Source organism: Saccharopolyspora sp. NPDC049426, from assembly GCF_040676935.1.
Lineage (GTDB): Bacteria > Actinomycetota > Actinomycetes > Mycobacteriales > Pseudonocardiaceae > Saccharopolyspora.
Genome location: NZ_JBFAPZ010000007.1, coordinates 164,307 through 186,886, shown reverse-complemented (window position 1 = coordinate 186,886; position 22,580 = coordinate 164,307). Strand labels below are relative to the sequence as shown.

At 71.5% G+C, this 22,580-nt stretch carries 26 protein-coding genes; 16 read left to right on the top strand and 10 right to left on the bottom strand.

What is annotated here, in order from left to right:
* Positions 1 to 23: 23 nt before the first annotated feature.
* Positions 24 to 1,265 carry a carboxylate--amine ligase gene (locus tag AB0J78_RS17270; protein WP_363790036.1) on the bottom strand — a complete coding sequence of 414 codons (1,242 nt, stop codon included), beginning with the start codon at positions 1,263 to 1,265 and terminating at the stop codon, positions 24 to 26.
* 498 nt (positions 1,266 to 1,763) lie between these two features.
* Between AB0J78_RS17270 and AB0J78_RS17265 the strand changes: the two genes are divergently transcribed.
* On the top strand, positions 1,764 to 2,369 hold the full coding sequence (locus tag AB0J78_RS17265; RefSeq protein WP_363790034.1) for a methyltransferase domain-containing protein: 606 nt from the start codon (positions 1,764 to 1,766) through the stop codon (positions 2,367 to 2,369).
* An 8-nt stretch (positions 2,370 to 2,377) separates the two neighbouring features.
* Here the strand turns inward: AB0J78_RS17265 and AB0J78_RS17260 are convergent, their stop codons facing one another.
* The 7 genes from AB0J78_RS17260 to AB0J78_RS17230 all read right to left on the bottom strand — a co-directional run bounded on the left by AB0J78_RS17260 (position 2,378) and on the right by AB0J78_RS17230 (position 8,651).
* Positions 2,378 to 3,274, bottom strand: a complete 897-nt coding sequence (locus tag AB0J78_RS17260; RefSeq protein ID WP_363790031.1) for an oxidoreductase — start codon at positions 3,272 to 3,274, stop codon at positions 2,378 to 2,380.
* Between the two features lie 134 nt (positions 3,275 to 3,408).
* Positions 3,409 to 4,167 (bottom strand): anti-sigma factor, encoded by a 759-nt coding sequence (locus AB0J78_RS17255; RefSeq protein ID WP_363790029.1) that lies wholly within the window; start codon positions 4,165 to 4,167, stop codon positions 3,409 to 3,411.
* Positions 4,164 to 4,757: an ECF RNA polymerase sigma factor SigK gene (gene sigK / locus AB0J78_RS17250; protein WP_363790027.1), complete on the bottom strand. Its 594-nt coding sequence runs from the start codon at positions 4,755 to 4,757 to the stop codon at positions 4,164 to 4,166. Before sigK ends, AB0J78_RS17255 begins: the two co-directional genes overlap by 4 nt.
* A gap of 39 nt (positions 4,758 to 4,796) precedes the next feature.
* A complete protein-coding gene (locus tag AB0J78_RS17245; protein WP_363790025.1) occupies positions 4,797 to 6,050 on the bottom strand; it encodes a cyclopropane-fatty-acyl-phospholipid synthase family protein in 1,254 nt (417 codons plus the stop codon).
* On the bottom strand, positions 6,047 to 6,775 hold the full coding sequence (locus AB0J78_RS17240; protein WP_363790437.1) for a DUF1365 domain-containing protein: 729 nt from the start codon (positions 6,773 to 6,775) through the stop codon (positions 6,047 to 6,049). The genes AB0J78_RS17245 and AB0J78_RS17240 overlap by 4 nt, the downstream gene beginning before the upstream one ends.
* Positions 6,769 to 8,031 carry an FAD-dependent oxidoreductase gene (locus AB0J78_RS17235; protein ID WP_363790023.1) on the bottom strand — a complete coding sequence of 421 codons (1,263 nt, stop codon included), beginning with the start codon at positions 8,029 to 8,031 and terminating at the stop codon, positions 6,769 to 6,771. The genes AB0J78_RS17240 and AB0J78_RS17235 overlap by 7 nt, the downstream gene beginning before the upstream one ends.
* A complete protein-coding gene (locus tag AB0J78_RS17230; RefSeq protein WP_363790021.1) occupies positions 8,028 to 8,651 on the bottom strand; it encodes an alpha/beta fold hydrolase in 624 nt (207 codons plus the stop codon). The genes AB0J78_RS17235 and AB0J78_RS17230 overlap by 4 nt, the downstream gene beginning before the upstream one ends.
* A gap of 163 nt (positions 8,652 to 8,814) precedes the next feature.
* Here AB0J78_RS17230 and AB0J78_RS17225 point away from each other — a divergent pair, with 163 nt between their 5' ends.
* The 15 genes from AB0J78_RS17225 to amaP all read left to right on the top strand — a co-directional run bounded on the left by AB0J78_RS17225 (position 8,815) and on the right by amaP (position 19,932).
* A complete protein-coding gene (locus AB0J78_RS17225; RefSeq protein WP_363790435.1) occupies positions 8,815 to 10,065 on the top strand; it encodes a cyclopropane-fatty-acyl-phospholipid synthase family protein in 1,251 nt (416 codons plus the stop codon).
* Positions 10,062 to 10,820: a DUF1295 domain-containing protein gene (locus tag AB0J78_RS17220; protein ID WP_363790019.1), complete on the top strand. Its 759-nt coding sequence runs from the start codon at positions 10,062 to 10,064 to the stop codon at positions 10,818 to 10,820. The genes AB0J78_RS17225 and AB0J78_RS17220 overlap by 4 nt, the downstream gene beginning before the upstream one ends.
* A gap of 32 nt (positions 10,821 to 10,852) precedes the next feature.
* Positions 10,853 to 12,355 carry a molybdopterin-dependent oxidoreductase gene (locus tag AB0J78_RS17215; protein ID WP_363790017.1) on the top strand — a complete coding sequence of 501 codons (1,503 nt, stop codon included), beginning with the start codon at positions 10,853 to 10,855 and terminating at the stop codon, positions 12,353 to 12,355.
* Between the two features lie 89 nt (positions 12,356 to 12,444).
* Positions 12,445 to 13,107 carry a fasciclin domain-containing protein gene (locus AB0J78_RS17210; protein ID WP_363790015.1) on the top strand — a complete coding sequence of 221 codons (663 nt, stop codon included), beginning with the start codon at positions 12,445 to 12,447 and terminating at the stop codon, positions 13,105 to 13,107.
* A gap of 173 nt (positions 13,108 to 13,280) precedes the next feature.
* The gene (gdhA, locus tag AB0J78_RS17205; RefSeq protein WP_363790013.1) at positions 13,281 to 14,636 is read left to right on the top strand and encodes an NADP-specific glutamate dehydrogenase; all 1,356 of its coding nucleotides are present in this window, start codon (positions 13,281 to 13,283) and stop codon (positions 14,634 to 14,636) included.
* Between the two features lie 105 nt (positions 14,637 to 14,741).
* Positions 14,742 to 15,716, top strand: coding sequence for a YihY/virulence factor BrkB family protein (locus AB0J78_RS17200; protein WP_363790011.1), 975 nt, complete (start codon positions 14,742 to 14,744; stop codon positions 15,714 to 15,716).
* 103 nt (positions 15,717 to 15,819) lie between these two features.
* Positions 15,820 to 16,386: a sigma-70 family RNA polymerase sigma factor gene (locus AB0J78_RS17195; RefSeq protein WP_363790009.1), complete on the top strand. Its 567-nt coding sequence runs from the start codon at positions 15,820 to 15,822 to the stop codon at positions 16,384 to 16,386.
* Positions 16,379 to 16,942, top strand: coding sequence for a hypothetical protein (locus AB0J78_RS17190; protein WP_363790007.1), 564 nt, complete (start codon positions 16,379 to 16,381; stop codon positions 16,940 to 16,942). The genes AB0J78_RS17195 and AB0J78_RS17190 overlap by 8 nt, the downstream gene beginning before the upstream one ends.
* Positions 16,943 to 17,088: 146 nt before the next feature.
* Positions 17,089 to 17,601, top strand: coding sequence for an Asp23/Gls24 family envelope stress response protein (locus AB0J78_RS17185; RefSeq protein WP_363790005.1), 513 nt, complete (start codon positions 17,089 to 17,091; stop codon positions 17,599 to 17,601).
* 43 nt (positions 17,602 to 17,644) lie between these two features.
* Complete coding sequence (locus tag AB0J78_RS17180) at positions 17,645 to 17,956, top strand: hypothetical protein (protein WP_363790003.1); 312 nt, start codon at positions 17,645 to 17,647, stop codon at positions 17,954 to 17,956.
* Complete coding sequence (locus tag AB0J78_RS17175; protein WP_363790001.1) at positions 17,956 to 18,222, top strand: hypothetical protein; 267 nt, start codon at positions 17,956 to 17,958, stop codon at positions 18,220 to 18,222. The genes AB0J78_RS17180 and AB0J78_RS17175 overlap by 1 nt, the downstream gene beginning before the upstream one ends.
* Before the next feature lie 39 nt (positions 18,223 to 18,261).
* Positions 18,262 to 18,441, top strand: a complete 180-nt coding sequence (locus AB0J78_RS17170; RefSeq protein WP_363789999.1) for a hypothetical protein — start codon at positions 18,262 to 18,264, stop codon at positions 18,439 to 18,441.
* Positions 18,438 to 18,779, top strand: a complete 342-nt coding sequence (locus tag AB0J78_RS17165; RefSeq protein WP_363789997.1) for a hypothetical protein — start codon at positions 18,438 to 18,440, stop codon at positions 18,777 to 18,779. The genes AB0J78_RS17170 and AB0J78_RS17165 overlap by 4 nt, the downstream gene beginning before the upstream one ends.
* 5 nt (positions 18,780 to 18,784) lie before the next feature.
* Complete coding sequence (locus AB0J78_RS17160; protein ID WP_363789995.1) at positions 18,785 to 19,318, top strand: DUF6286 domain-containing protein; 534 nt, start codon at positions 18,785 to 18,787, stop codon at positions 19,316 to 19,318.
* Positions 19,318 to 19,932 (top strand): alkaline shock response membrane anchor protein AmaP, encoded by a 615-nt coding sequence (amaP, locus tag AB0J78_RS17155; RefSeq protein ID WP_363789993.1) that lies wholly within the window; start codon positions 19,318 to 19,320, stop codon positions 19,930 to 19,932. Before AB0J78_RS17160 ends, amaP begins: the two co-directional genes overlap by 1 nt.
* A 4-nt stretch (positions 19,933 to 19,936) precedes the next feature.
* On the opposite strand, the gene AB0J78_RS17150 is transcribed toward amaP, so the two are convergent.
* Positions 19,937 to 20,581, bottom strand: a complete 645-nt coding sequence (locus tag AB0J78_RS17150; RefSeq protein WP_363789991.1) for a DUF3159 domain-containing protein — start codon at positions 20,579 to 20,581, stop codon at positions 19,937 to 19,939.
* Complete coding sequence (locus AB0J78_RS17145; protein WP_363789989.1) at positions 20,578 to 22,452, bottom strand: S9 family peptidase; 1,875 nt, start codon at positions 22,450 to 22,452, stop codon at positions 20,578 to 20,580. The genes AB0J78_RS17150 and AB0J78_RS17145 overlap by 4 nt, the downstream gene beginning before the upstream one ends.
* Positions 22,453 to 22,580 lie beyond the last annotated feature (128 nt).

Below are 22,580 nucleotides of genomic sequence, written 5' to 3'. Positions count from 1 at the left end.
GTTCTCCTGCGTCGACGGAGCCGTCAGACGTAGAAGTCGAGCACTTCCTGCTCTTTCAGCAGTTCACGCATCCGGTAGGGGTCCTCGCCGAAGAAGTACAGCAGGCCCCAGTGGGTGCCGAACGCCGTCCTCTTGGTGACCGTTTCCTCCAGCGGTGCCGACAGGTCATGCGAATCATAGTAGTCGTCGTCCTCGGTCTGCTCCGGAATCTGCAGCTCGTTGACGACCCGGCGACGGGGGTAGACGCCGAAGCACCCCGCGACCCCGGTCGCGTCGACCACCTCGCGCGGGAAGAACGCGTCGATCTCCTCCTCGGTCGTCTTCGGGTCGAAGGCCAGGACCAGGCCCTGGTAGGCGTTGAACCCGTAGGCCCGCTCGAGCAGCTCGAAGACCTTGAACCCCGGCGGCCGGTAGGCGACCTCGCCGAAGTACATCTCGCCGTCGCTGGTGACGAAGTACTCAGGGTGCACGAAGCCGAACTCGATGTCGAAGGTCTTGATGAGCTTCTCGATCTGCTCCGTGATCTGGGCCCTGTACCGCTCCAGCTCCGGGGTTGCGGGCACGAACACCGAGTAGCCGAGCGTGACGTACTCGGAGATGTTGAGGAACTTGATCTTCCCGTTGTGGATCCACGCTTCGACGGCGAACTCCCAGCCGTCGAGGTGCGACTCCATGAGGACCGGGAACTCGTCGTCGGGGATCTGGTCGATCTCGTCCGGGGTGCGGATGACGCGGTGCCCGAGCGATCCGGCCTTGTCGAAGGCCTTGACGTGGATCGGGTCGTTCGGGTCACCGTCGAGCTTGAGCAGCGTCTGGTTGACGCGCTTGAGGAAGCGGATCACGTCGTCCCGGTCGTGGGCCTCCTCGAAGATCCCGACCCGGATGCCGCCGAGCTGCGCGCGGCGCTTCATCAGCGCCTTGTCGCGCAGCAGCATTGCCTGGCCGAGCAGGCGCGGGTTGTCCAGCAGCACGGAGTTGATCGCTCCGGCCCACTCCACCGTCTCCTCGTACAGCGGGATCGCGACGTCGACACCCATCTCCTGGAGGGTTTCGGCGATCTCCATCGAGCGGTCGTTGAGCCGCTCGAAGTTCCACGGCACGTAGGGGATGTCGTGCTCGACGCAGTACTTCTCGGCCCAGTCCGGGGCGACGACGACGTAGTTCCGGTCGAACCTGTCAAGAGCTTCCACGGCGTTGAGGCTCCAGCCGAGGAGAGCTACATATCCCTTGTCCGAATTCTTGACGACCGGTTCGAGCTGTGGCATGGGCCGTTCCTCCGTTTCGGCGAATTACGTTCTCGACGACGCAGTGGGCGCAACCGCACCCGAACCGCTCTTCCGCTCGCGCGTTGACGTGCTCGGTTGCGCCCTGTCCTCGGCCTGGCGTTCTGACCAGCGGCGACGGCGGGCTCACGCGGCAGTGGATCGGTGAGGGCTCGCTGGCGGGGTGGACGTGGTGCAGTGGATGGGGATCGCATCAGATGCTCAGCTGGATCAGAGACCCAGACTGACATGCGAAAATGCTTCCGCGGCAGGCGTTGGGTCGTGATCTTTGGCAGGCTACCACCAATTCCGCTGGAATTTGCTTGTCACATGGCAATCATTTCGCCCGCGCCCTCTTGACGAAGCCGCTCTGATGCGCCTGCGACCAGCGGAATCTCCGGCGAGTTCGCCTTCCGTGGAAGTCCTGACTTGTGCGCGGGTCGCGGCCCGTCTCGCCCTGATGCGCCCGGATTCGGACCCGGGCGGTGGTATACATGCCGAGTGGCGGAAGGTTCTGCGAGCGAGGCGTACGGGCGGCGAGCGGAGGAGTACATCGGGCTCTTCGGCGACATCGATGCGGCCGCATCACCCGATCGCGAGCTGGTCGCCGGGTGGGCTCGCGAACAACCCGAGGGGCCGATCCTCGACGTGGGATGCGGGCCGGGGCACTGGACGAACTGGCTGCACGAGCAGGGCTTGGACGTCGAAGGCGTCGATCCGACACCGGAATTCGTCGCCTCCGCCCGGAAGCGCTTCCCGGACGTCTCGTTCCGGGAAGGCTTCGCCGAGCAGCTCGACGTCGCGGATTCCGGCCTGGCCGGGATCCTCGCGTGGTACTCCCTGATCCACCTGCGGCCCGACCGCGTCCCCGCTGTGCTCGCCGAGTTCGCCCGGGTCGTCGAACCCGGCGGCGGACTCCTCGTCGGCTTCTGCCGCGGGCCGGAGCTCGAACCCTTCGACCACGCGGTGACCACCGCGTACTTCTGGCCGGTCGACCAGCTCAGCCGCATGATCGAAGAAGCCGGTTTCGCCGTCTCGGCATGCGACACCCGCGATGATCCCGGTGCCCGGCCGCACGGCGCGATCACGGCCTCCCGGGTGGGCTGACACGAGGCTCACGCCAGGAGGTCTCCCGGACCGGGAATCCCGGTGAGCCGCGTCGACATCTCCCACAGGCGCTTCGCCGCTTCCGGGTCGCTGGCCTGCGCGCTGCGGCCGACGAGCGTCGGGTACCCGCGCAGCTCCCGGTGGCCGTCGGGACCGACGTAGCTAGCCCCGGGCAGGTCTTGCGTCGCCGCGTACAGGCTCGGCAGCGCGCCCATGGCGGGGCCCTGCGCCAGCAGGGAGCCCGCGATCCGCGTTGCCCCGACCAGCAGGCGGTTCCGGCCGTGGGTTCCGAGGTCGGAGGCGGTGTAGCCCGGGTGCGCGGCCAGCGCGCGGACAGGTGAACCGATCCGTTCCAGCCGCCGCTGGAGTTCGAGGACGAACAGCAGGTTCGCCAGCTTGGACTGGCCGTACGCCGCGACCGGCTGGTAGGGGCGGCGCTCGAAGTTCGGGTCTTCGAAGTCGATCCTGCCGAACCGGTGCGCCCCGGAGCCGAGCGCGACGACGCGACCGGTGATGTGCGGCATCAGCAGGTTGGTCAGCGCGAAGTGACCGAGGTGGTTGGTGCCGAACTGCATCTCGAACCCGTCGACCGTGCGCCCGGCCGGGACCATCGCCACACCGGCGTTGTTGACCAGCACGTCGACGTCCCCGCTCCAGGACTCGGCGAACTCGCGGACGGAGGCGAGGTCCGCCAGGTCGAGCCTGCGCACCTCGTTGCTGCCGCGCACGGCGCGGGCGGCCGCCTCGCCGCGATCCAGGCTGCGGACCGCGAGCACGACGTGCGCTCCGGCGCGGGCGAACCCGCGCGCCGTCGCCATGCCGACGCCGTTGCTCGCGCCGGTGACGATCACGGTCCGCCCGTCGAGCCGGGGCATCTGGTCGTGGGTCCATCGCAAGCGTGTCATCGGGCCGATTGTTTCTCCCGCCGCGCCGGCCGGGCGATCGGGCACCGGGGTCGGTGGCTGCGATCGGCTCGGCGCGGCACGCCGGGTGGTTGGCTGTCCACAGTGGTCTGCCTCGGTCGGTGCTGGTGAATCGCTCAGCTGGGCACCGCCATCACCATGATCGGGTCGGTGGTGGGTTGCGCTGAGCCGCCTCTCGGCTCGACCGTCACGGCGAGCTGGCGGGCGTCGGCGGGCATCGCCGTCATCAGCGGTTCTCCCGTGGGAGCCGGAGGCAGCACGCCGGCCGAGCTGGGACCCTCGTCGCCGATGAACCAGAGCTGGTAGGTCCGGTCCGCGGGTGCTGCGGGCATGTCCGAGGTCAGGAACGCGGCGCTGCCCAGCTGCCGGGACACGACGCTGACCGCTCGCGCCTCTCCCGCCGAGCCGTGGACCAGCCGCGCGTCCGGCGATTGCAGCAGCCGGGCGACCTCGGCGTTGTGCGAGCCGGCCTGCTGGGCGAGCCGGTTCGCCTCGGCCAGGTCCTGCTGGCTCTGCCAGGCGACGCCGCCGAACGCGGCGGCCAGGGCGATGCCGGCGGCGGCCGCCGCGACGGCGAGCCGGGTGGCCCAGCTCCCCATCTGGGGGAACCGGAAGATGCGGCCGGAAGAAGGTTCCGCCGCCAGCGGTGGCAGCTGGCGGGTGCGGGCGATCTCCTCCATGACCTCCTGCTTGAGCGCTTCGGGAGGCGGGACGGCGGTGTCCGCGCCGAGCCGAGCGGCGGTTTCCCGCAGCTCCCGCACCTCCTGGGCGCAGTCCTCGCAACGGGCCAGGTGGCGCTCGAACTCGGCCAGCTCGGTCCCGCTCAGCGCGTCCACGGCGTAAGCGCCGGTCAACACGGCCAGTTCCTTGCTCATCGAGTGGTCACCCCCAGGCAGTCGCGCAGCCGGATGAGGCCGTCGCGCAGGCGTGTTTTGACGGTTGCGAGCGGGGCGTCGAGCAATCCGGCCGCTTCGCGGTAGGTGTAGCCGCGGTAGTAGGTCAGCACCACGGATTCGCGTTGCAGGTCCGTGAGGGTGCCGATGCAGCGGCGCAGCTGGCGCTGCTCGAACCGGGAGAGCACGGCTTCGGCCACTTCGTCGTAGGGCCGTCCGGCTTCCTGGCGACCGGCTTTGGTCTCGCGCTCGGCGGCCGCCTGGGCGCTGCGGACCCGGTCCACCGCCCTGCGGTGCGCGATCGTCATGATCCAGGCCATCGCGGTGCCCCGGTCGCTGCGGTACCGGCTGGCCGAGCGCCACACCTCGACGAGGACCTCCTGGGTTACCTCCTCGGACTGGGCGGTGTCGCGGACGACCCGCTGCACGAGCCCGTGCACCGGTGCGGCCACGAGGTCGTACAACCGCGCGAACGCCTGCTCGTCGCCCTTGGCCACGGACACCAGCAGTTCGTGCGGTCCTGAGGAATCCCCTGCTTCCGGTTGCTCAGCCGGTCTGCGAGTGGTCTCCATGTGCACCTTCCTCGTGCCCGGCCTCTGCCGGGTCATTGTTCAGCCCTGAGCGGGTTTGCGATATCCGAGCTGCCAGACGTCGAGGTAGCCGGAGCGGAATCCCGCCTCGCTGTAGGCGAGGTAGAACTCCCACATGCGGCGGAACCGCTCGCTGAAGCCCAGTGCGCGCACCTCGTCCCAGCGCTCCAGGAAGCGCTGCCGCCAGTGCTGCAGCGTCGTCGCGTAGCTCGGGCCGAAGGAGTGCCGCTCGGTGCGCCGCAAGCTGGTGTGCTGGTCGAAGGCCGCTTCCAGCGCCTCGACCGAGGGCAGCTGGCCGCCGGGGAAGATGTACTTGTGGATCCAGGTGTAGGCGCCGTCGGTGGCCAGCATCCGGTCGTGCGGCATGGTGATCGCCTGCAGGCCGATCCGGCCGCCGGGTGCCACCAACCGGTCCAGGGCGCCGACGTAATCGGGCCAGAACTCCCGGCCGACGGCCTCGATCATCTCCACGCTCACCACGGCGTCGAACCGGCCGGTGATCTCCCGGTAGTCGGCCAGCCGCACCTCCACCCGGTCCGCGAGGCCGTCCTCGGCCAGCGACTTCTGGGCGAGCTGCTGCTGCTCGGCCGACAGGGTCAGGGTGGTCACCCTGGCGCCTCGCCGGGCGGCGCGTGCCGCCAGCGAGCCCCAGCCGGTGCCGATCTCCAGCAGTTCGGTGTCCTGTCCGACCGCGGCCAGGTCCAGGATCCGGTCGATCTTGCGGACCTGCGCGGTGCCGAGGTCGTCGCCGCCCGGCGGGAACAGAGCCGCCGAGTAGGTCATCGTCTCGTCCAGGAACGTCGCGAAGACGTCGTTGGACAGGTCGTAGTGGCGGTGGATGTTCTCCCGGGCGCCGGTGACCGTGCCCCGCTCGGTGCTGGGCTGGCGGGCTTCGACCCAGCGCCGCGCGCGTTGCAGCGGTGCGGGCACGAGCGTGGCGATCCGCGCGGCGAACGGGGTGAGCAGCTCCGCCGGATCCGAGCTGGTCCACTCACCGGCCATGTAGGACTCGCCGAAGCCGATCTTGGCGTCGACGCCGAGGCGGTGGAAGAACGCCTTCGGGTCTTCCACGCGCATGAGCGGCGCATCCGGGCCGCCCGCGCCCAGCACGTCGCCGCCCGCGAGCGCGACTCGGACCGGCAACGCGCGCACGGCGTGCCGGAACAGCCGCTCGGCGACCGCGGCGCGGACCGGCGAGTGCGGTGCGGCGTCGAGCAGGTCCCACGGTCGAGCGGTCCCCGCGCTTTCCTGCGCGGCGGTGGTCGTGGTGGTCATCGGACTCCTTCCTGGTGGATGTGGGGAGTGCGGCGGGTGCGGGGAACCCGCCGCAGCAGCAGCGCGACGCCGTGGCGGCGGATCAGCGCGGAGATCCGCCGCGGTGCCAGCGGGTGGCGCAGGGCCGTCCGCACGAGCTGCGCCGGGGTCGTCGGTCGACGCCGGCCCGTCATCGAGGCGCGGAACGCGGTCCGTCCGTCGTGGACGAGCTCGACGTGCACCCGAAGCCGATCGCCCGGCGGTTCCAGGCGCATCCGGTAGTGGCCCTCGGAGGGCAGGAACGGGGAGACGTAGAACCGCTTGTCGACCTCCCCGACGCCGTCGCCGTCCGGGCGCAGCAGGTAGCAGTGCCGTTCGCCGTAGGTGTTGTGGACCTCGGCGACCACGCACTCCTGCGATCCGTCCGGGCGGTGGCACCAGAAGACCGTGATCGGGTTGAACGCGTGGCCCAGCACGCGCGCGCCCGCGAGCATCAGGACCCGGCCGTTGCGGAGGTCGACGCCTCGCAGCGCCAGCCAGCGGTCCAGGTTCTCGCGGATGCTGCGGTGCGGGTCGCCCAGGTGGTCGCGGGCGTCGAAGCGGATCAGCGAGCGCAGCGGCCCGGGCAGCCGGGGCAGGTCGTCGAGGTCGACCAGCCAGGTGTGCGCCCGGTGCCGGAAGCGGCGCCGCGGCTCGACCTCGCGGGAGTGGCTGATGACGACGTCGTAGAGGCGCACGATCACCACCCCGTCCCCAGGCCCGCGGCCGCCCGCACGCCGGACAGGCATCCGTCCTCGTGGAACCCCCAGCCGTGGTAGGCGCCCGCGAACCGCACCCGGTCGTCGCCGATCGCCGGCAGTTCCGCTTGCGCCGCAACCGAATCCGGTGTGTAGATCGGGTGCCGGTAGTGCATCTCGGCGAGCACGCCGCCGGGGTCCACGTCGGCGGAGCCGTTGAGCGTGACCACGTAGTCCGCGGGCTCGGCGAGACCCATCAGGCGGTTCATGTCGTAGCTGATCCGGGCCCCGCCCGAATCGTCGGTGCAGCCGTTCTTGAGGTAGTTCCAGGACGCCCTCGCACCGCGGCTGGCCGGCAGCACCGACGCGTCGGTGTGCAGCAGCGTCGCGTTCTCCGAGTACTCGAAGGCCCCCAGCGCGCGTCGTTGCGCGGTGGTCGGCTCGGCCAGCAGCCGCAGCGCCTGGTCGGCGTGGGTGGCCACGACCACGCGGTCGAACTCGTGCACCTCATCGGCGGCGGAGCGAACCTCCACCCGGTCGGCGAGCCTGCGGACCGTGCGCACCGGCGTCGCGGTGCGCACGGCGTGCAGCCGCTCGGCGATCAGCCGCACGTACTCCCGGGAACCGCCGACCACGGTGCGCCAGGTCGGGGAGCCGCCGATCGACAGCATCCCGTGGTGCCGCAGGAACTCGAAGAGGTAGCGCGCCGGGTACCGCCCGCTGGTGGCCGGTCCCGCGGACCAGACCGCGGAGACCAGCGGGATCGCGAAGTGCTCGGTGAAGTGGCGGGTGTACCCGCCGTCGGCCAGGAACTCGGCGAGCGTGCGCTGATCACCACCGGGCCGGTCGAGCAGCTCACCGGCCTGCCGGTGGAACCGCCGCACTTGCGACAGCGTGCGCAGGTACCGGAGGTCGCGGAGGTTCTGCGCGCGCGGGAACAGCCCGCCGAGCCGCTTGGCGCCCGCGTACTCCAGCCCGCAACCCCGGCACCGCACGCTCATCGACATCTCGGTGTCCCTCGTGGACACCCCGAGCTCGGCGAACAACCGGAGCAGCTGCGGGTAGGTGCGCTCGTTGTGCACGATGAACCCGCTGTCGACGGCGACCACGCGCCCGTCGGCGGTGCGCACGTCGTGGGTGTGGGCGTGTCCTCCGAGCCGGTCCTCGCCTTCGAACAGCACCACGTCGTGCGCGCGGGACAGCAGGTGGGCGGCGGTCAGCCCGGACACCCCGGCGCCCACGACGGCGACGCGTTCCCGGCTCATCGCGGGCTCCGCGCGGTCGCGCAGTCGGCGGCGAAGGCGGAGACCTGAGCGTTCCACTGCCGGGACCGGCGCAGCATCGCGTGCCCGGAGCCGCTGATCACGTGGCGCGAGAGGGTCGCGCCCGCCCGCCGCGCGCGGCGGGAGTAGGTCAGGGACGTCTCCGGCGGGGTCGTCCGGTCCCGGTCGCCGTGCACGATCCGCACGATCCGGCCGGTGAGCTGCTCGACCGGGTCGTCCGGGGTCGTCCACGGCGCGAGCGCGCACACGCCCACCACGTCCGGTTCACCGGCCAGCCGCAGCGCGACCCGCCCGCCCATCGAATGCCCCAGCAGCGCGATCCGGGCGCCCCGGTGCGCGCGGCGAATCACGTCGAGCGCGCGGTGCGCGTCGCCGACCGCGTCGAGTGCGGGCTCGTTCCAGCCCCGCACCCGGTTGCGCAGCACCCACACCGCGACGTCCGGGCGTTGCCCGGCGCGGGCGAGCGGGAACATCCGCCGATAGGCGAAGTGGGTGCCGCGCACGGGTGCGCGGCTGACGGGCCGCCCGCCGTGCAGCGCCAGCAGGACGGTCCGCGGTGGCGTCTCGGGCGACGTCAGAACGCGGAGGTTCGGTTCGTGCATGCCCCTGATTCGTGGCCCGGTCGCGCGCGGATTGCTCCTGTGACCACGGACACGTTCACCAGTCCGCCACCGCACCCGCACCGAATGGGCGAGAAGGAGGCATCCGACCCGGGAGGCGAGCGTGGCGCTGGTGAGCACGACCCGCAGCGGAGCTGCGGAAATCATGGAGGAGATCGTCGGTGGCACCTTCGGCGTGCCGCTGCCGATCGGGGTGCGCGCCTGGGACGGCAGCCACGCCGGCCCGGCGTCGGGACCGCAGGTGGTGCTGCGCAGGCGGGCGGCGCTCCGGCACTTCCTGTGGAGCCCGGGAGAGCTGGGGCTGGCGCGCGCTTTCGTCTCGGGAGACCTCGACGTCGACGGTGACCTCACCGACGGGCTTCGCCGCTGCTGGGCGGCGGTGCGCGAGCACGAGCTCAGCGGATGGGGAATGGGCGTGCGCGAGTGGCGGGACGTCGCGCTGGCCGCGCTGCGCCTGGGCGCGGTCGGCCCGAGGCCGCGCATCCCGGCGGCGGAGGCGCGGCTGTCCGGCCGGTTGCACACCCGGTGGCGCGACCGCGCGGCGATCGCGCACCACTACGACGTGGGCAACGACTTCTACGCGCTGCTGCTGGACCCGGCGATGGCCTACTCCTGCGGCTACTTCCCGACCGGTGAGGAAGACCTGCCGACCGCGCAGGAGGCCAAGCTGGAGCTGATCTGCCGCAAGCTCGGCCTGCGGCCCGGGATGCGACTGCTGGACGTCGGTTGCGGCTGGGGATCCCTGGTGCTGCACGCCGCCCGGTACCACGGCGTCGAGGCCACCGGGATCACGTTGTCGCGCAGCCAGTTCGAGCACATCGAGCGCCGGGTGACCCAGCTCGGCCTGCAGGGCAGGGTGCGCGTGCGGCTGGAGGACTACCGGGAACTGGCGGGCGTGCCCTACGACGCGGTGGCCAGCGTGGAGATGGGCGAGCACGTCGGCGAGTCCCGGTACGCCGACTACGTCGCCACCCTGCACCGGATGCTGCGCCCGCGCGGGCGGTTGCTGCTGCAGCAGATGTCCCGCGGCGGCGCGGCGGAACCGGGCGGTGGCGCGTTTATCTCCTCCTACATCGCCCCGGACATGACGATGGTCCCGGTGGGGCGCACCGTCGAACGGCTCGAAGCGGGCGGTTTCGAGGTGCGCGACGTCGAGGCGATGCGGGAGCACTACGTGGCCACCGTGCGCGAGTGGGCGCGCACGCTCGACGAGCAGCACGAGTTGGCGGAGCGGATGCTCGGTCCCGAGCAGCACCGGGTGTGGCGGCTCTACCTGGCCGGCGGTCTGCTCGCCTTCGAGGAGAACCGGATGGGAGTGGACCAGATCGTCGCCGTGCGCTCGGACGAGCTCGGCACCAGCGGGATGCCGCCGGTGCTGCGGGAGGTCGTGCGATGAGCCCGGCCGTCGCCGTCCCGCTGGCGCTGGCCGTCGCGCTGTTCGCGGTGACCGCGACGTTCGCGCTCGCCCGGCTGCGCGGGCGCTACGACACCATCGACACCGCGTGGGGAGCGGGTTTCGCGCTCATCGCGGCCGTGTCGTTCGTGACCGGGCGGACCGGTGCGCTGCCCGCGGCGCTCGTGGTCGTGTGGGGGATCCGGCTGGCGGTGCACCTGCACCGGCGCAACGCCGGGCTGCCCGAGGACCCGAGGTACGTGGAGATGGCCGCACGCGCGCGGCGCTTCCCCGCGCTGCGCATGTTCGTGCGCGTCTACCTGGTCCAGGGCGTGGTGATGTGGTTCGTCGCGCTGCCCGTGCTGTTCGCCGGTCCCGGGATCGGGGTCTTCAGCGCGGTCGGCGCCGCGGTGTGGGCCGTGGGGATGTTCTTCGAAGCGGTCGGTGACGAGCAGCTGCGGCGGTTCCGCGCCGATCCCGCCAACGCCGGGCGCGTCCTCGACCGCGGGCTCTGGCGCTACACGCGCCACCCGAACTACTTCGGCGACGCCTGCGTGTGGTGGGGCGTGTACCTGATGGCCTGCCAGCACTGGCCGGGTCCGCTCGCCGTGCTCTCACCGCTGCTGATGACGTGGCTGCTCGCGCGCGGCACCGGCAAACCCATGCTCGAACGCCGGTTGCGCGAGCGACGACCCGAGTACGCCGCCTACGTCGATCGCACGAGCGGTTTCCTGCCCCTGCCGCCGAAGCGGCGGTGAGTTCGGCCAATCCACTCGGGACGCGGCGACGAATGAAGGGCATGAGATCACCCGCGATCCGCGCGCTGTCCGGGGTGCTGGCCGTCGCCGCCGCGCTCGCCGCCGGTCACCTGCTGGCCGGTCTGGTGGAGCAGAACGCCTCGCCGTTCCTGGCCGTCGGACACACCGCGATCGACCTGACGCCGGAACCGGTGAAGGCGCTGGCCATCCGGTGGTTCGGCGAATCGGACAAGCTCGTGCTGCTGGCGGGGATGGCGGTCGTCATCGGTCTGCTGGCCGTCGTCGCGGGCCTGGTGTCGCGCCGCGGCCCGGCGCCCGGCGCGGTGCTGATCGCCGCGTTCGGGCTGCTGGGCGTGGTGGCCTCGGCGACCCGACCGGACGTGGGTGCGCTCGGGCCGCTGCCGTCGCTCGCCGCGGTGGCCGTCGGGGTCGGCGCGTTCGTCGCGCTGCACCGCACCGGGACCGGGGCTGAGTCGTCGCCGGGACGGCGGAGATTCCTGCTCACCGCAGGCGGTCTCGCGGCCGGATCGGTGATCGGCGGGCTCGGCGGTTCCGCGCTGGCGCAGCGATCGACCGGCCGCGCGCGCGAAGCGCTCGCCCGCCGCATACCGAAGCCGGGACCGGTTCCGGGCGGCGCGGACTTCGCCGGTGTCGGCACCCCGGCGTTCCGCACCTCGAACGCCGACTTCTACCGCGTGGACACCGCGCTGGCGGTTCCCCGGGTGGATCCGGATTCGTGGCGGTTGCGGGTGCACGGCATGGTCGGCCGCGAGCTCGAACTGTCCTTGGACGACCTGCTCCGCCGTCCGCAGGAGACCCGGACGATCACGATGACCTGCGTGTCCAACGAGGTCGGTGGTCCGTACACGTCGACCGCGGAGTTCACCGGGGTGCCGTTCCGGGACGTCCTGCGCGAGGCAGGCGTCCGAGCGGGAGCCGAGCAGGTCTTCAGCACCAGCGCCGACGGGTACACCGCGGGAACCCCGGTCGAGGCGCTGATGGACCCGGAACGTCCGGCGCTGCTGGCCTACGGCATGAACGGCGAGCCGCTGCCCGCAGAGCACGGGTTCCCGGTCCGGATGGTGACCTCGGGCCTCTACGGGTACGTGTCGGCGACGAAGTGGCTGGTCGACGTGGAGCTCACCACATTCGACCGGGAGACGTACTGGGAGCAGCGCGGCTGGGCCGAGCGCGCGCCGATCAAGGTGCAGTCCCGCATCGACCGGCCGAAACCGTTCGAGAAGGTGCCCGCCGGGCGCTTCACCGCAGCGGGCACGGCGTGGGCCCAACCGCACGGCATCGCGCGGGTCGAGGTGCGGGTGGACGGCGGCCCGTGGCGGGACGCGCAACTGTCCACAGAGGTCTCCGGGCACACCTGGCGGATGTGGCGCGTGGAGCTCGACCTGCCGACCGGCGGGCGCACCGTGGAATGCCGCGCGACCGACCGGAACGGCGCCACCCAGACACCGCAGCGGATGCCGACCGTCCCGGATGGAGCGACGGGCTGGCACTCGATCTTCTGCACCGCGCGGTGAGGGCGGAATTCCCCGCGATCGCACCAATCTCGCACCGCACCTGCTCCGAATCCCAGATGACCGACGTTCGACAGAGGAGATGATCGTCAATGACCGCACTTCGCCGCTCTGCCTTCGGTGCCGGTGCCGCAGTGCTCACCTTCGCGCTGGCCGCCTGCGGCGGGCAGTCGGAGCAGCCCTCGGCCGACCAGGGCCAGGCGCCCCCGCCGCCCGCGCCCGCACCGGCCCCGCCGATGCAGCAGGGCATGACCACGGCCTCGGACGTGTTCGGACCCGGCTGCGCCCAGGTGCCCACCGACCCGGCGAACCCCGGCTCGGTGCAGGGCATGATCGACGACCCGGTCGGCACCGCGGCCTCCAACAACCCGCTGCTGACGAAGTTGACCGCCGCCGTCAAGTCCGCCGGCCTGGTCGACACCCTGAACAAGTCCGACGCCCAGTACACCGTTTTCGCCCCCGCGGACCCGGCGTTCGACGCGATCCCGCCGGAGCAGTTGCAGGCGATGCTGACCGACCCCGCCCAGAAGGAGGCGCTCACCAGCACCCTGACCTACCACGTGGTCCCGCAGCGGATGACCGCCGACGACCTGGCGAGGGCCGGTTCCGTCGACACCGTCCAAGGCGGGCAGGTCAAGATCGAGGGCTCCGGTGACCAGCTGAAGGTCAACGGTGCCAGCGTGCTGTGCGGCAACGTCCCCACCGCCAACGCGACGGTCTTCGTCGTGGACCAGGTGCTCATGCCTGCGAAGTGAACCGCGGAGGTGGGCGAGCCCGGGGAAAGAGCATCCGGGCTCGCCCACCGCGCGCGAGATCCGGCTGACCGGAGCAGCAGAACGTGAAGCGCACCCACCATGTTTCGTTCGGATCAATGTTCTGTTAAGAACAGTGCGATCATCCTGTTTTCTGCAGCTGAGGAGCCTCGCCCGTGAGCCGAGACCCGAACGGACTAGAACTGACCGCCGAGGTCTTCGGTGCCATCCAGTTCCGCGACGGGCACCAGCCCGAGTTCGGCCAGGCCGTCTACGAGGTCCTGGAGTCGCTGGAACCCGCGCTCGCGCGGCATCCCGAGTACCTGCGGTCCGGTGTGCTGGAGCGGTTGTGTGAACCCGAGCGGCAGATCATCTTCCGGGTTCCGTGGACCGATGACGCGGGCGAGGTCAGGGTCAACCGCGGGTTCCGCGTCGAGTTCAACTCCGCCCTAGGGCCGTACAAGGGCGGTCTCCGCTTCCACCCCTCGGTCAACATCGGCGTGATCAAGTTCCTCGGCTTCGAGCAGATCTTCAAGAACGCGCTCACCGGGCTGCCGCTCGGCGGTGGCAAGGGCGGGGCGGACTTCGACCCGAAGGGCAAGTCCGACGCCGAGATCATGCGGTTCTGCCAGTCGTTCATGACCGAGCTGCACCGCCACATCGGCGAGTACACCGACGTGCCCGCGGGCGACATCGGCGTCGGGCGCCGCGAGATCGGCTACCTGTTCGGCCAGTACAAGCGCATCACCAACCGCTACGAGTCGGGCGTGCTCACCGGCAAGGGGCTCAACTGGGGCGGATCGCAGGTGCGCACCGAAGCGACCGGCTACGGCACGGTCTACTTCGTCGAGGAGATGCTGCGCGCCCGCGGTGAGAGCTTCGACGGACGTCGGGTCGTGGTTTCCGGCGCGGGCAACGTCGCGATCTACGCCGCCCGGAAGGCCGAGGAGCTCGGCGGCACCGTCGTGGCGATGTCCGATTCCGGTGGTTACGTCGTCGACGAGAGCGGCATCGACGTCGAAGCGGTCCGGGAGCTCAAGGAGGTCCGCTCCGGTCGTCTCAAGGAGTACGCCGAGGACCACGAGGGCGCCCGGTTCATCGCGGACGGCTCGATCTGGGACGTGCCCTGCGCGATCGCGCTGCCCTGCGCCACCCAGAACGAGCTCGACGACGAGGCCGCGCTCGCGCTGGTGCGCAACGGCGTCGTCGCGGTGGGCGAGGGCGCGAACATGCCGACCACGCCCGGCGCGCTGAAGGTCTTCGTCGACGCCGGGATCGCCTTCGCGCCCGGCAAGGCCGCCAACGCCGGTGGCGTGGCCACCTCGGGCCTGGAGATGCAGCAGAACGCGTCCCGCGACTCGTGGCACTTCGACTACACCGACGCGCGGCTGTCGGAGATCATGGCCGACATCCACAACGACTGCCTGGCCACCGCCGAAGCCCACGGAGCTCCCGGCAACTACGTCCTGGGCGCCAACATCGCCGGATTCACCAAGGTCGCCGACACCATGCTCGACCTCGGCGTCATCTGAGAGCCCACCCCCTCCGGGCGTGTCCGTGCGGCGGTGGAGGACCGCATCGCAGAAAATCACGATCAGGACCGTGACGCCGGGGCCCTCCCGCGCATCTCACCGTTCGTGACCACCACGCGAGAAGCAGAGCGCCCGGAGGAGGGAGTCGTGCCGCGCAGCGTCTTCCAGCGGCTCCGACACCCGCGCGACCCGCGGCTGCGGGGCCTGTTCAGGCTGGCCTCCCGCACCGCGGAGGCCAGCGGTCGCTACCGGCTGACCGGCCTGGCCGGCGAGGCCGCGTTCTTCACGCTGACCTCGCTCCCGCCGGTCCTGCTGAGCGTCGTCGGCACCCTCGGCTACCTGGCCGGATGGCTCGGCCGCGAGGACACGGTCGCGGCGGTGGAGAACACCCTGGTGGAGGCGGCCGGAACGGTCCTGTCGCCGCAGGCCATCGATCAGCTGCTGCGGCCGATGCTGCTCGAAGTGCTCGGCTCGGGACGCGCCGGGATCATCTCGATCGGTTTCCTGCTCGCGCTGTGGTCCGGATCGACGGCGTTGAACGTCTACATCGACACGATCTCGGTGGTCTACGGACTCGGCGGCCAGCGCGGTGTGGTGCGGCAGCGGTTGATGTCGGTGCTGGTCTACGTGGTGGGTCTGCTGGTGGCGCTGATCCTGCTGCCGCTGCTGGCGGTCGGACCGTCGGTGATCGCCGGGTGGGTCCCGCAGGCGGCGGGGCTGGTGTACGGGCTGTACTGGCCGCTGATCGTGCTCGGCTCGATCGTGTCGCTGAGCACCCTGTACATGGTCTCGGTCCCGATCCACACGCCCTGGCGCGAGCACGTCCCGGGCGCCGCGGTGGCACTGGTGGTGTGGCTCGCGGGCAGCTTCGGGCTGCGGATCTACCTGGAGGTGAGCCTGCAGAACTCGCCCGTCTACGGTGCGCTGGCAGCCCCGATGGGCGTGCTGCTGTGGCTGTACGTCACGGCGTTCGCGGTGCTGCTGGGCGCTGTGGTCAACGCCGAGCTCGACACCGTCCAGCCGTCCCGGGTGATCGCCACGGCTCGCCGCGCCCTGCGCGATGACGGGTCCGAGTCGTGATCCCGCCACCGGGTGCGATCATCGAACTCACCGCTGGACGTCCGCGGTGAAGTGGACCTCCGGTGGAGTCGCCTCTGCCGATGAGCTGCGGGAGACTTCGGGCGTGACCGAGCGGGTCGACACCGACAGAGACCTGATGGCCGCCGCCCAGCGCGGCGATGGCGTCGCGTTCGACGAACTGGTCCGCCGGCACACCGCGACGATGTACCGGGTCGCGTTCCGCATCCTCGCCGACCGGGCGGAGGCGGAGGACGCGGTCCAGGAGGCGTGGGTGTCGGCCTGGCGGTCGCTGAACCGCTTCCGGGGCGACGCCGCGCCGACCACGTGGCTGTACCGGGTGGTGACCAACGCGGCGCTCGGCCAGGTCCGCAGGCGCCGGGCCGTTCCGATGGACGTCAGCGACGAATCGATGGACCACCTGATCGCCGACGACGGCACGGGAAATCCGGAAGGGCACGCCGTGCGTTCCGAGGAGGCCGATCTGGTGCACCGCGCGATCGCCACCCTCGAACCCTCGCAACGGGTACCCCTGGTGCTGCGCGAGTTCGAAGGGATGTCGTACGAGGAGATCGCCGAGGTGCTAGAGGTGAACACCGCCGCGTTGCGCTCCCGGTTGCACCGCGCCAGGTTGGCCCTGCTCGCGAAGTTGGAGGAGATGCGCCGTGGGTGAATTTCCCTTCGACCCCGAGCAACAGCTGGCCTGCGGGCACACCTACGGCGAGCTGGTCGAACACCTCGCGGGCGATTCGACGGCGGAGTTCGCCGAGCACGTCGCCGGCTGCCCGCACTGCCGCGCCGCGCTGGACCGGCTGGGCCCCAGCTGGGCGCCGGTGCGCCGCGCGGCCCAGGTCTCCGTGGAACCGCCGAACGGCCTGCTCGACCGGGTGCTGACGACCTCCCGCCGGGCCCGCGGCGTCAGCGCCGGACCGACGATCGAGATCCCGCAGGAAGGCGGGGCGTTGCGGATTTCCCCGCACGCCACGCTGGTGCTGGCGCGGCGCTTGACCGCCGAGCTGCTCGTGGGCTTCCCCGGTGTCCGGTTGCTGGCGTGCACGGGCGATTCGCAGGAGATCCGCGTCGAGCTCCAGGTGACCTACGGCTCGGACGCCCCGGAGCTGGCGAGTCGGCTGCGCGATGAGGTCGAGGACGGGTTGCGCGGCGCGCTCGGTCCGGGTGCCCCTGCCGTGTGGGTCCGCATCGCCGACGTCTCGTTCCCCGGGGAGTGACGGCTTCCGCTTCTGCCGTGACGCGCGTCACTTCGCCGTCACAGATCCTTGCGACGCCGCATCTGATCTTCCGTCGGCAGCGGTTCGGCCCGGCCCGCGGTGTTCGCGGTCGGGCGGCCGCGAGTGATCGAGCGGAAGGAATCACCATGCCCCAGTCGAGCGGCAACTCCACCCAGCGCACCGAGTCCCAGGACGTCTCGACCTCGGTGACCACCGGCTCCGGTGCGGGATCGGTTCGGCCCACCGAGCAGACCTCGCAGGGCAAGACCACGATCGCGGCCTCGGTGGTGCAGAAGATCGCGGGCATCGCGGCGCGCGAGATCTCCGGGGTGCACGCGATGGGCGGCGGGGTCTCCCGCGCCTTCGGCGCGATCCGGGAGCGCATTCCGGGTGGTAGCGGCACCTCGTCGACCTCGGGCGTGCAGGTCGAGGTCGGGGAGAAGCAGGCGGCCGTCGACCTGGACATCATCGTCGAGTACGGCGCGTCCATCTCGGAGATCGCCCGCGCGGTGCGCCGCAACGTCATCAGCGGGGTCGAGCGGATGACCGGTCTCGAGGTCATCGAGGTGAACATCGCGGTCAACGACATCCACCTGCCTTCCGACGAAGGCCAGGACAACGAGGGTGCCTCCAGCGGCGCCTCCTCCCGGGTGGAGTGACCGTGGCGTCCGCCCACCTCCCGCGATGCGCGGAGGAACCGGGATGAGCCCCGGCGCAGCTGAGGTGGCCGACCAGGTCGCCGCGGCCGTGCTGGCGCACCCGGCGGTGGCCGGGCTGCACGGCGGGAGTTTCGGCACCACGGCCACGCACCTGCCCGGCCGCCGGGTCGTCGGCGTTCGGCTCGCCGACGCGCAGGACGCGGTCGAGGTCGGAGTGGTGCTGCGGCTCGGCGACCCGCTGCCGGACGTCGTGGAACAGCTGCGGCGGCGAGTCGCCGCGGTCGTCGGCGACGTCTCGGTGGACGTGGTGGTCGGCGCCGTCGTAGCGCCGGGCGAGGAACCGGGAGACAGCTGATGGTCCGCGAACCGGATCCGGACGCGCGGCGCCGGTATCGCGCTTTCATCCGGGCCAACCACCCCGACGCGGGTGGTGATCCGGAGGTGTTCGCAGCGGGTCTGGGACGGCTTCGCGACCGCTCGCGGCCGGAGCGGGGACGCGACGGCCGTCCAGACCGCTACGACGCCCCGGTGCACGTGGTCCCCAACGCGCGGATGGTGACCCGGCTCGCCGGCCGGGTCCGCGCCTGGCGTCGGCGCAGGAAGCGCAGCCGGGTGCGGTGAGAGATCGCCTCGATCGAGGCGACGAGGAGGGTGTGGCGAATGAACGCTGTGCAGACAGGGCTGCTGGCCGGGTTGATCCTCGGAGTTGCCGCTGCGGCAGGAGGTTTCACCGGTTTCCTGATCGCGCTGGTGCTCGGTGCGATCGGTGTGGTCGCCGGCCGGGTCGTCGAGGGGGAACTGGACCTCGGAGAGGTGTTCGGCCGGGGCGGGGACCGGTGAGCGCCCCGGCCGCCGAGGCGCAGGACGCGGGTGAGCGCGGCTCGCTGGAGATCGACCGCGGCGTGCTCCGCAAGATCGTCGAGCACGCCGCGAGCGGAGTCGCGGGCGTCGCGCGCACCCGCCGCGGACCGAGCGCGAAGCTCTCCGGGCCCGCCGAGGAACTGCGCATCCGGCTGGATCTGCCGGTGAGCTACCCGGAACCGGTCCCGGAGACCGCCCGCGCGGTGCGCGAGGCCGTGTCCGAGGAGCTGGAGCGGCTAGCCGATGCCGGGGTGCTGAACGTGGAGGTCACGGTCTCCGCCCTGGTGCCCGCCGCCCGACGAAACCGAGTGGAGTGAGTCCCGTGCGCGTCGTCGTCCGATTGCTCACCTCCCTGGCGGGGCTGGTCGTGCTCGCCGGCGGAGTGCTGCTGATCGTGGAGGTCGTCGGGGTCTGGGTTCGCCCGGACTCGGGCGGCGTGCTGGTCCCGTGGTCGGCCGCTCGGCCCGCGCTGAACGGGCTGACCTGGCGAGACGGTCCGGTGCTGGTTGTCGCTGCCGGGTGCGCGGTGCTCGGTGCGGTGCTGCTGCTGGTCTCGCTGCTCGCGGGACGCCGGGTCATCCGGCTGCTCGACCCGGCGCCGGAGGTGACGGTCACGACCGATCCCCGTTCGCTGGCCAGGGTGGTCGGCCACCGGGTGCGCGCCGAGGGCGGTGTGGCTGCCGCGGCGGTGACCGCCCGTCGGAAGCGGGTGCGGGTGAGGGTGACCGGGCGGTTCCGCGCCGTCGGCGATCTGCGGGACCGGGCGGCGACCACCGCGACCGCCGCGGTCGAGGGGCTGCCGCTGCGGCGCGGCCCGAGGGTGTCGGTGTCGGTCTCTCCGGCGAAGGAGCGGTGATGACGAAGGTGAACGGGGACGTGCGGCCGAGCCGCACGCCGATCGGACGATCGCTGGGATTCGAGCGTTCGCTGCTGAGCGTGCTCGCGCTCGTGCTGCTGGCCGCAGGCGCCTCGGCGCTGGTCGTCGGTACCGGTCTGCTCGGCCGGTTCCGCGCGGGACGGCCGGTGCTGGACCCGCTGCTGGAGAACTGGGTCGGTGCGAACCGTGTGCCGTTCCTGGCCGGCGCCGCTGCGCTGGGCGCGGTGCTGGTTGTCCTCGGGCTCTGGTGGCTGCTGCGTTCGCTGCGCCCGGAGGGGCGGCCGGACGTGCCGCTGGCCGACGAGGACGGCGGTTCGGCCACCATCACCTCCGGAGCGCTCGCCGCGGCGGTGCGCGCCGACGCCGAGCAGGTCGCGGGAGTCAGCCGCGCCCGGGTGCGGATGGCGGGCACCGAGCAGCGGCCGCACCTGCGACTCGCGCTGTCCTTGCAGGAAGGCGCGGACGTGCGCGGGGTGTGGGCGGAGCTGGACGACAAGGTCCTCGACCGCGCACGCCGAGCCCTGGGGGCAGAACGGCTGCCGGCCGCGATCCACTTCCGGTTGGATCGCGCGGCCGGCCGCCGGGTCAGCTGATCGGTCAGGGCTTGAGGGCCTTCGTGGTGCGGCGGAAGGCCCAGAGGACGACCAGGGCGGCCAGCGCGGTCAGCGGGGTGCCCATGGCGATCTTGGCGAAGGCCAGCCAGCCGGTGGAATCGGCGAGGTAGAGCCATTCCTTGACCACGAACCGGCCCGCGAAGACCAGCAGCACCGCCATCGACGCGAGGTAGTGGGCGCGCAGCGCGGACCGGTTCTGGCGCCAGGCGTTCTCGCCGCCGTGCAGGAGGTTCCAGATGACCCCGGTCAGCGGACGTCCGGCGAGCATCGAGACCAGCACGACGACCGCCCCGGCGAGGCTGGCCCAGATCCCGATGAGGAAGAAGTCCTTGGCCGAGCCGGTCCAGGCCGCGACACCGCCGGCGGCGGCGATGGCCAGCACGCCGCCAAGGGCCGAGGACAGCTTCTCGCCGCGCAGCAGCCGGAAACCGGTGAGCGCCAAGGCCACCGCGAGCGCGACCCCGATCGACGGGGTCAGCGGCAGGAACGCGGTGGCGGTCACGAACACCACCACGGGCAGCGTCGTGCACAGCATCCCCATAGGTCCGCCGAGGCCGTCGAGCAGCGTCTGCTGGACGTTGACGGGCTGCTGCTCGCTCTGGGGCGAATCGGCTTCTGTCGCGGTCATTTCACGTCTCCTATGTGGCGGGTGATGAAGCGGTCGGCTGCCTGGAACATGGCGATGACGTTCTCCCGGTTGACGAACATGTGTCCTTCGTCGTCGAAGACCAGGTACTCGACCTCGATGCCGCGCGCGCGGACGGCGTCGACGATCAGGTCCGACTCCTGCTGCACGACGCGGGCGTCGTTGGCGCCCTGGACGACCAGCAGCGGGGCGCGGATCGCGTCGACGCGGGTGATCGGCGAGCGGGCCAGCATGTCGGCCTCCTGCTCCGGATCGGCCGGGTCGCCGACGTAGCGGAACCAGTTGTTGACCAGCCCGGGTTTGACGAAATCGGGTTGGGTGCGCATGAAGTTCGCGAGGTTGGAGATGCCGACGTAGTCGACGACGGCTGCGAAGCGGTCGGGCGTGAAGGTGGCGCCGACGAGCGCCGCGTAGCCGCCGTAGGAGCCGCCGAAGATCGCGACCCGGTCGGGGTCGGCGTAGCCCTGCTCGACGGCCCAGTCGACACCGTCGATGAGGTCGTCGTGCATCGCTCCGGCGAACTCGCCGATCGCGGCCTGCGTGTGCGCCTTGCCGAAACCGGTCGAACCCCGGAAGTTGACCTGCAGGACCGCGCAGCCGCGGTTGGCGAACAGCTGCGCCACCGGGTCGAAACCCCACGCGTCGCGCGCCCACGGTCCACCGTGGACCAGCAGCACCAGCGGCAGCTTCGACGGTTCCACGCCGACCGGGAGGGTCAGGTACGACGGTAGCTCCAGCCCGTCGCGGGCGGTGATGGTCACCGGCGTCATCGGGGCCAGCGACTCGGGGTCGAGGTGCGGCCATGGCCGGAACAGCAGCCGCCGCTCACCGGTGGAGTGGTCGTAGAACCAGGTGGCGCCCGGGTCGCGGTCGTGGTTGAACGAGGCGATCCAGCGCTGCCCGGCGTCGTCGGAGGTGAGTTCGCCGAGGTCGCCGTCGGAGAGCTCCTGGAGCCGGGCCAGCACCTCGGCGAAGTGCGGGTCGAGCGCCCGGATCTCCTGGCGTTCGCCGAGGTAGCGGACGCCGAGCAGCTCGCCGGCGCGGTCGAGGATCAGCGTCGCGGGCGCGGTGGGGAACACCTGCGGGCGCGGATCGAGGTCGAAGGTCGGGTGGCTGTCGACCTCGGTCGACTCGCCGGTGGCGAGGTCGATGCGGACCAGACGGGTCCGGTCGGTGCCCTCGTTGGTGCCGAACCACATGCCGGTGCCGTCGGGCGTCATCTGCGACATGCCGCCGACCGGGTGGTCGGGGCCCGGCAGCAGCAGCACGCGCCGCAGCGCGCCGTCGGCGTCCGAGCGCAGGATCTCGACGTCGCCCTCGGCGGTGAGCGCGGTGGCCAGCAGCTCCCCGCCACCGGCCTGGAACCAGCTCATGCCGAGTCCCGGGCATTCGCCGAGCATCGTGAGCTCGCCGGTGGCGATGTCGAGCTCGTGCAGGTCGAACTCGGCCGGGTTGCGCGCGTTCAGCAGGAGCGCGAGCTTGCCGGGGCGGCCGATGGACGGTTCGGCCGAGACCACCCGCGCGCCGGGGAACGGCGTGAGGTCCACGGCGGGCGCGCCTGGGTCGTCCAGGTCCACCCGGTGCAGGTGCCAGTTCTCGTCGCCGCCGTCGTCTTGCAGGTAGAGCAGCCAGCGCGGATCGTCGGTCCAGTGGAAGCTCTGCACGCTGCGGGTCTCATCGGCGGTCACGCACCGCGGCTCGGCATCCGCGTCGAGGTCCTGAACCCACACGTTGAGCCGGTTCTTCCAGGGCGCGAGGAACGCGAACCTGGTGCCGTCCGGCGAGATCCGCGCCTTGGCGCGCTGCGGGTCGGCGAAGAGGTCCTCGACCGCGATGTGGTCGGGTCTGGCCATGTCATCCCCCTCGTTCGTGGCTGTGGAACAAGGAGAAGGTGTGCCGCTGCGGCATGCTCAAGCCCGCGGCGGAGTGATGCGCCTCACCCTTGACCATGCCGCAGCGGCACGGTTTTGACTACGACGTG

Bases quoted from the DNA above. Each gene is read 5' to 3' on its own strand.
- AB0J78_RS17270 (WP_363790036.1), bottom strand. From the start codon at position 1,265: ATGCCACAGCTCGAACCGGTCGTCAAGAATTCGGACAAGGGATATGTA.
- AB0J78_RS17260 (WP_363790031.1), bottom strand. From the start codon at position 3,274: ATGACACGCTTGCGATGGACCCACGACCAGATGCCCCGGCTCGACGGG.
- AB0J78_RS17255 (WP_363790029.1), bottom strand. From the start codon at position 4,167: ATGAGCAAGGAACTGGCCGTGTTGACCGGCGCTTACGCCGTGGACGCG.
- sigK (WP_363790027.1), bottom strand. From the start codon at position 4,757: ATGGAGACCACTCGCAGACCGGCTGAGCAACCGGAAGCAGGGGATTCC.
- AB0J78_RS17245 (WP_363790025.1), bottom strand. From the start codon at position 6,050: ATGACCACCACGACCACCGCCGCGCAGGAAAGCGCGGGGACCGCTCGA.
- AB0J78_RS17235 (WP_363790023.1), bottom strand. From the start codon at position 8,031: ATGAGCCGGGAACGCGTCGCCGTCGTGGGCGCCGGGGTGTCCGGGCTG.
- AB0J78_RS17230 (WP_363790021.1), bottom strand. From the start codon at position 8,651: ATGCACGAACCGAACCTCCGCGTTCTGACGTCGCCCGAGACGCCACCG.
- AB0J78_RS17225 (WP_363790435.1), top strand. From the start codon at position 8,815: ATGGAGGAGATCGTCGGTGGCACCTTCGGCGTGCCGCTGCCGATCGGG.
- AB0J78_RS17220 (WP_363790019.1), top strand. From the start codon at position 10,062: ATGAGCCCGGCCGTCGCCGTCCCGCTGGCGCTGGCCGTCGCGCTGTTC.
- AB0J78_RS17215 (WP_363790017.1), top strand. From the start codon at position 10,853: ATGAAGGGCATGAGATCACCCGCGATCCGCGCGCTGTCCGGGGTGCTG.
- AB0J78_RS17210 (WP_363790015.1), top strand. From the start codon at position 12,445: ATGACCGCACTTCGCCGCTCTGCCTTCGGTGCCGGTGCCGCAGTGCTC.
- AB0J78_RS17185 (WP_363790005.1), top strand. From the start codon at position 17,089: ATGCCCCAGTCGAGCGGCAACTCCACCCAGCGCACCGAGTCCCAGGAC.
- AB0J78_RS17180 (WP_363790003.1), top strand. From the start codon at position 17,645: ATGAGCCCCGGCGCAGCTGAGGTGGCCGACCAGGTCGCCGCGGCCGTG.
- AB0J78_RS17175 (WP_363790001.1), top strand. From the start codon at position 17,956: ATGGTCCGCGAACCGGATCCGGACGCGCGGCGCCGGTATCGCGCTTTC.
- AB0J78_RS17170 (WP_363789999.1), top strand. From the start codon at position 18,262: ATGAACGCTGTGCAGACAGGGCTGCTGGCCGGGTTGATCCTCGGAGTT.
- amaP (WP_363789993.1), top strand. From the start codon at position 19,318: ATGACGAAGGTGAACGGGGACGTGCGGCCGAGCCGCACGCCGATCGGA.
- AB0J78_RS17150 (WP_363789991.1), bottom strand. From the start codon at position 20,581: ATGACCGCGACAGAAGCCGATTCGCCCCAGAGCGAGCAGCAGCCCGTC.
- AB0J78_RS17145 (WP_363789989.1), bottom strand. From the start codon at position 22,452: ATGGCCAGACCCGACCACATCGCGGTCGAGGACCTCTTCGCCGACCCG.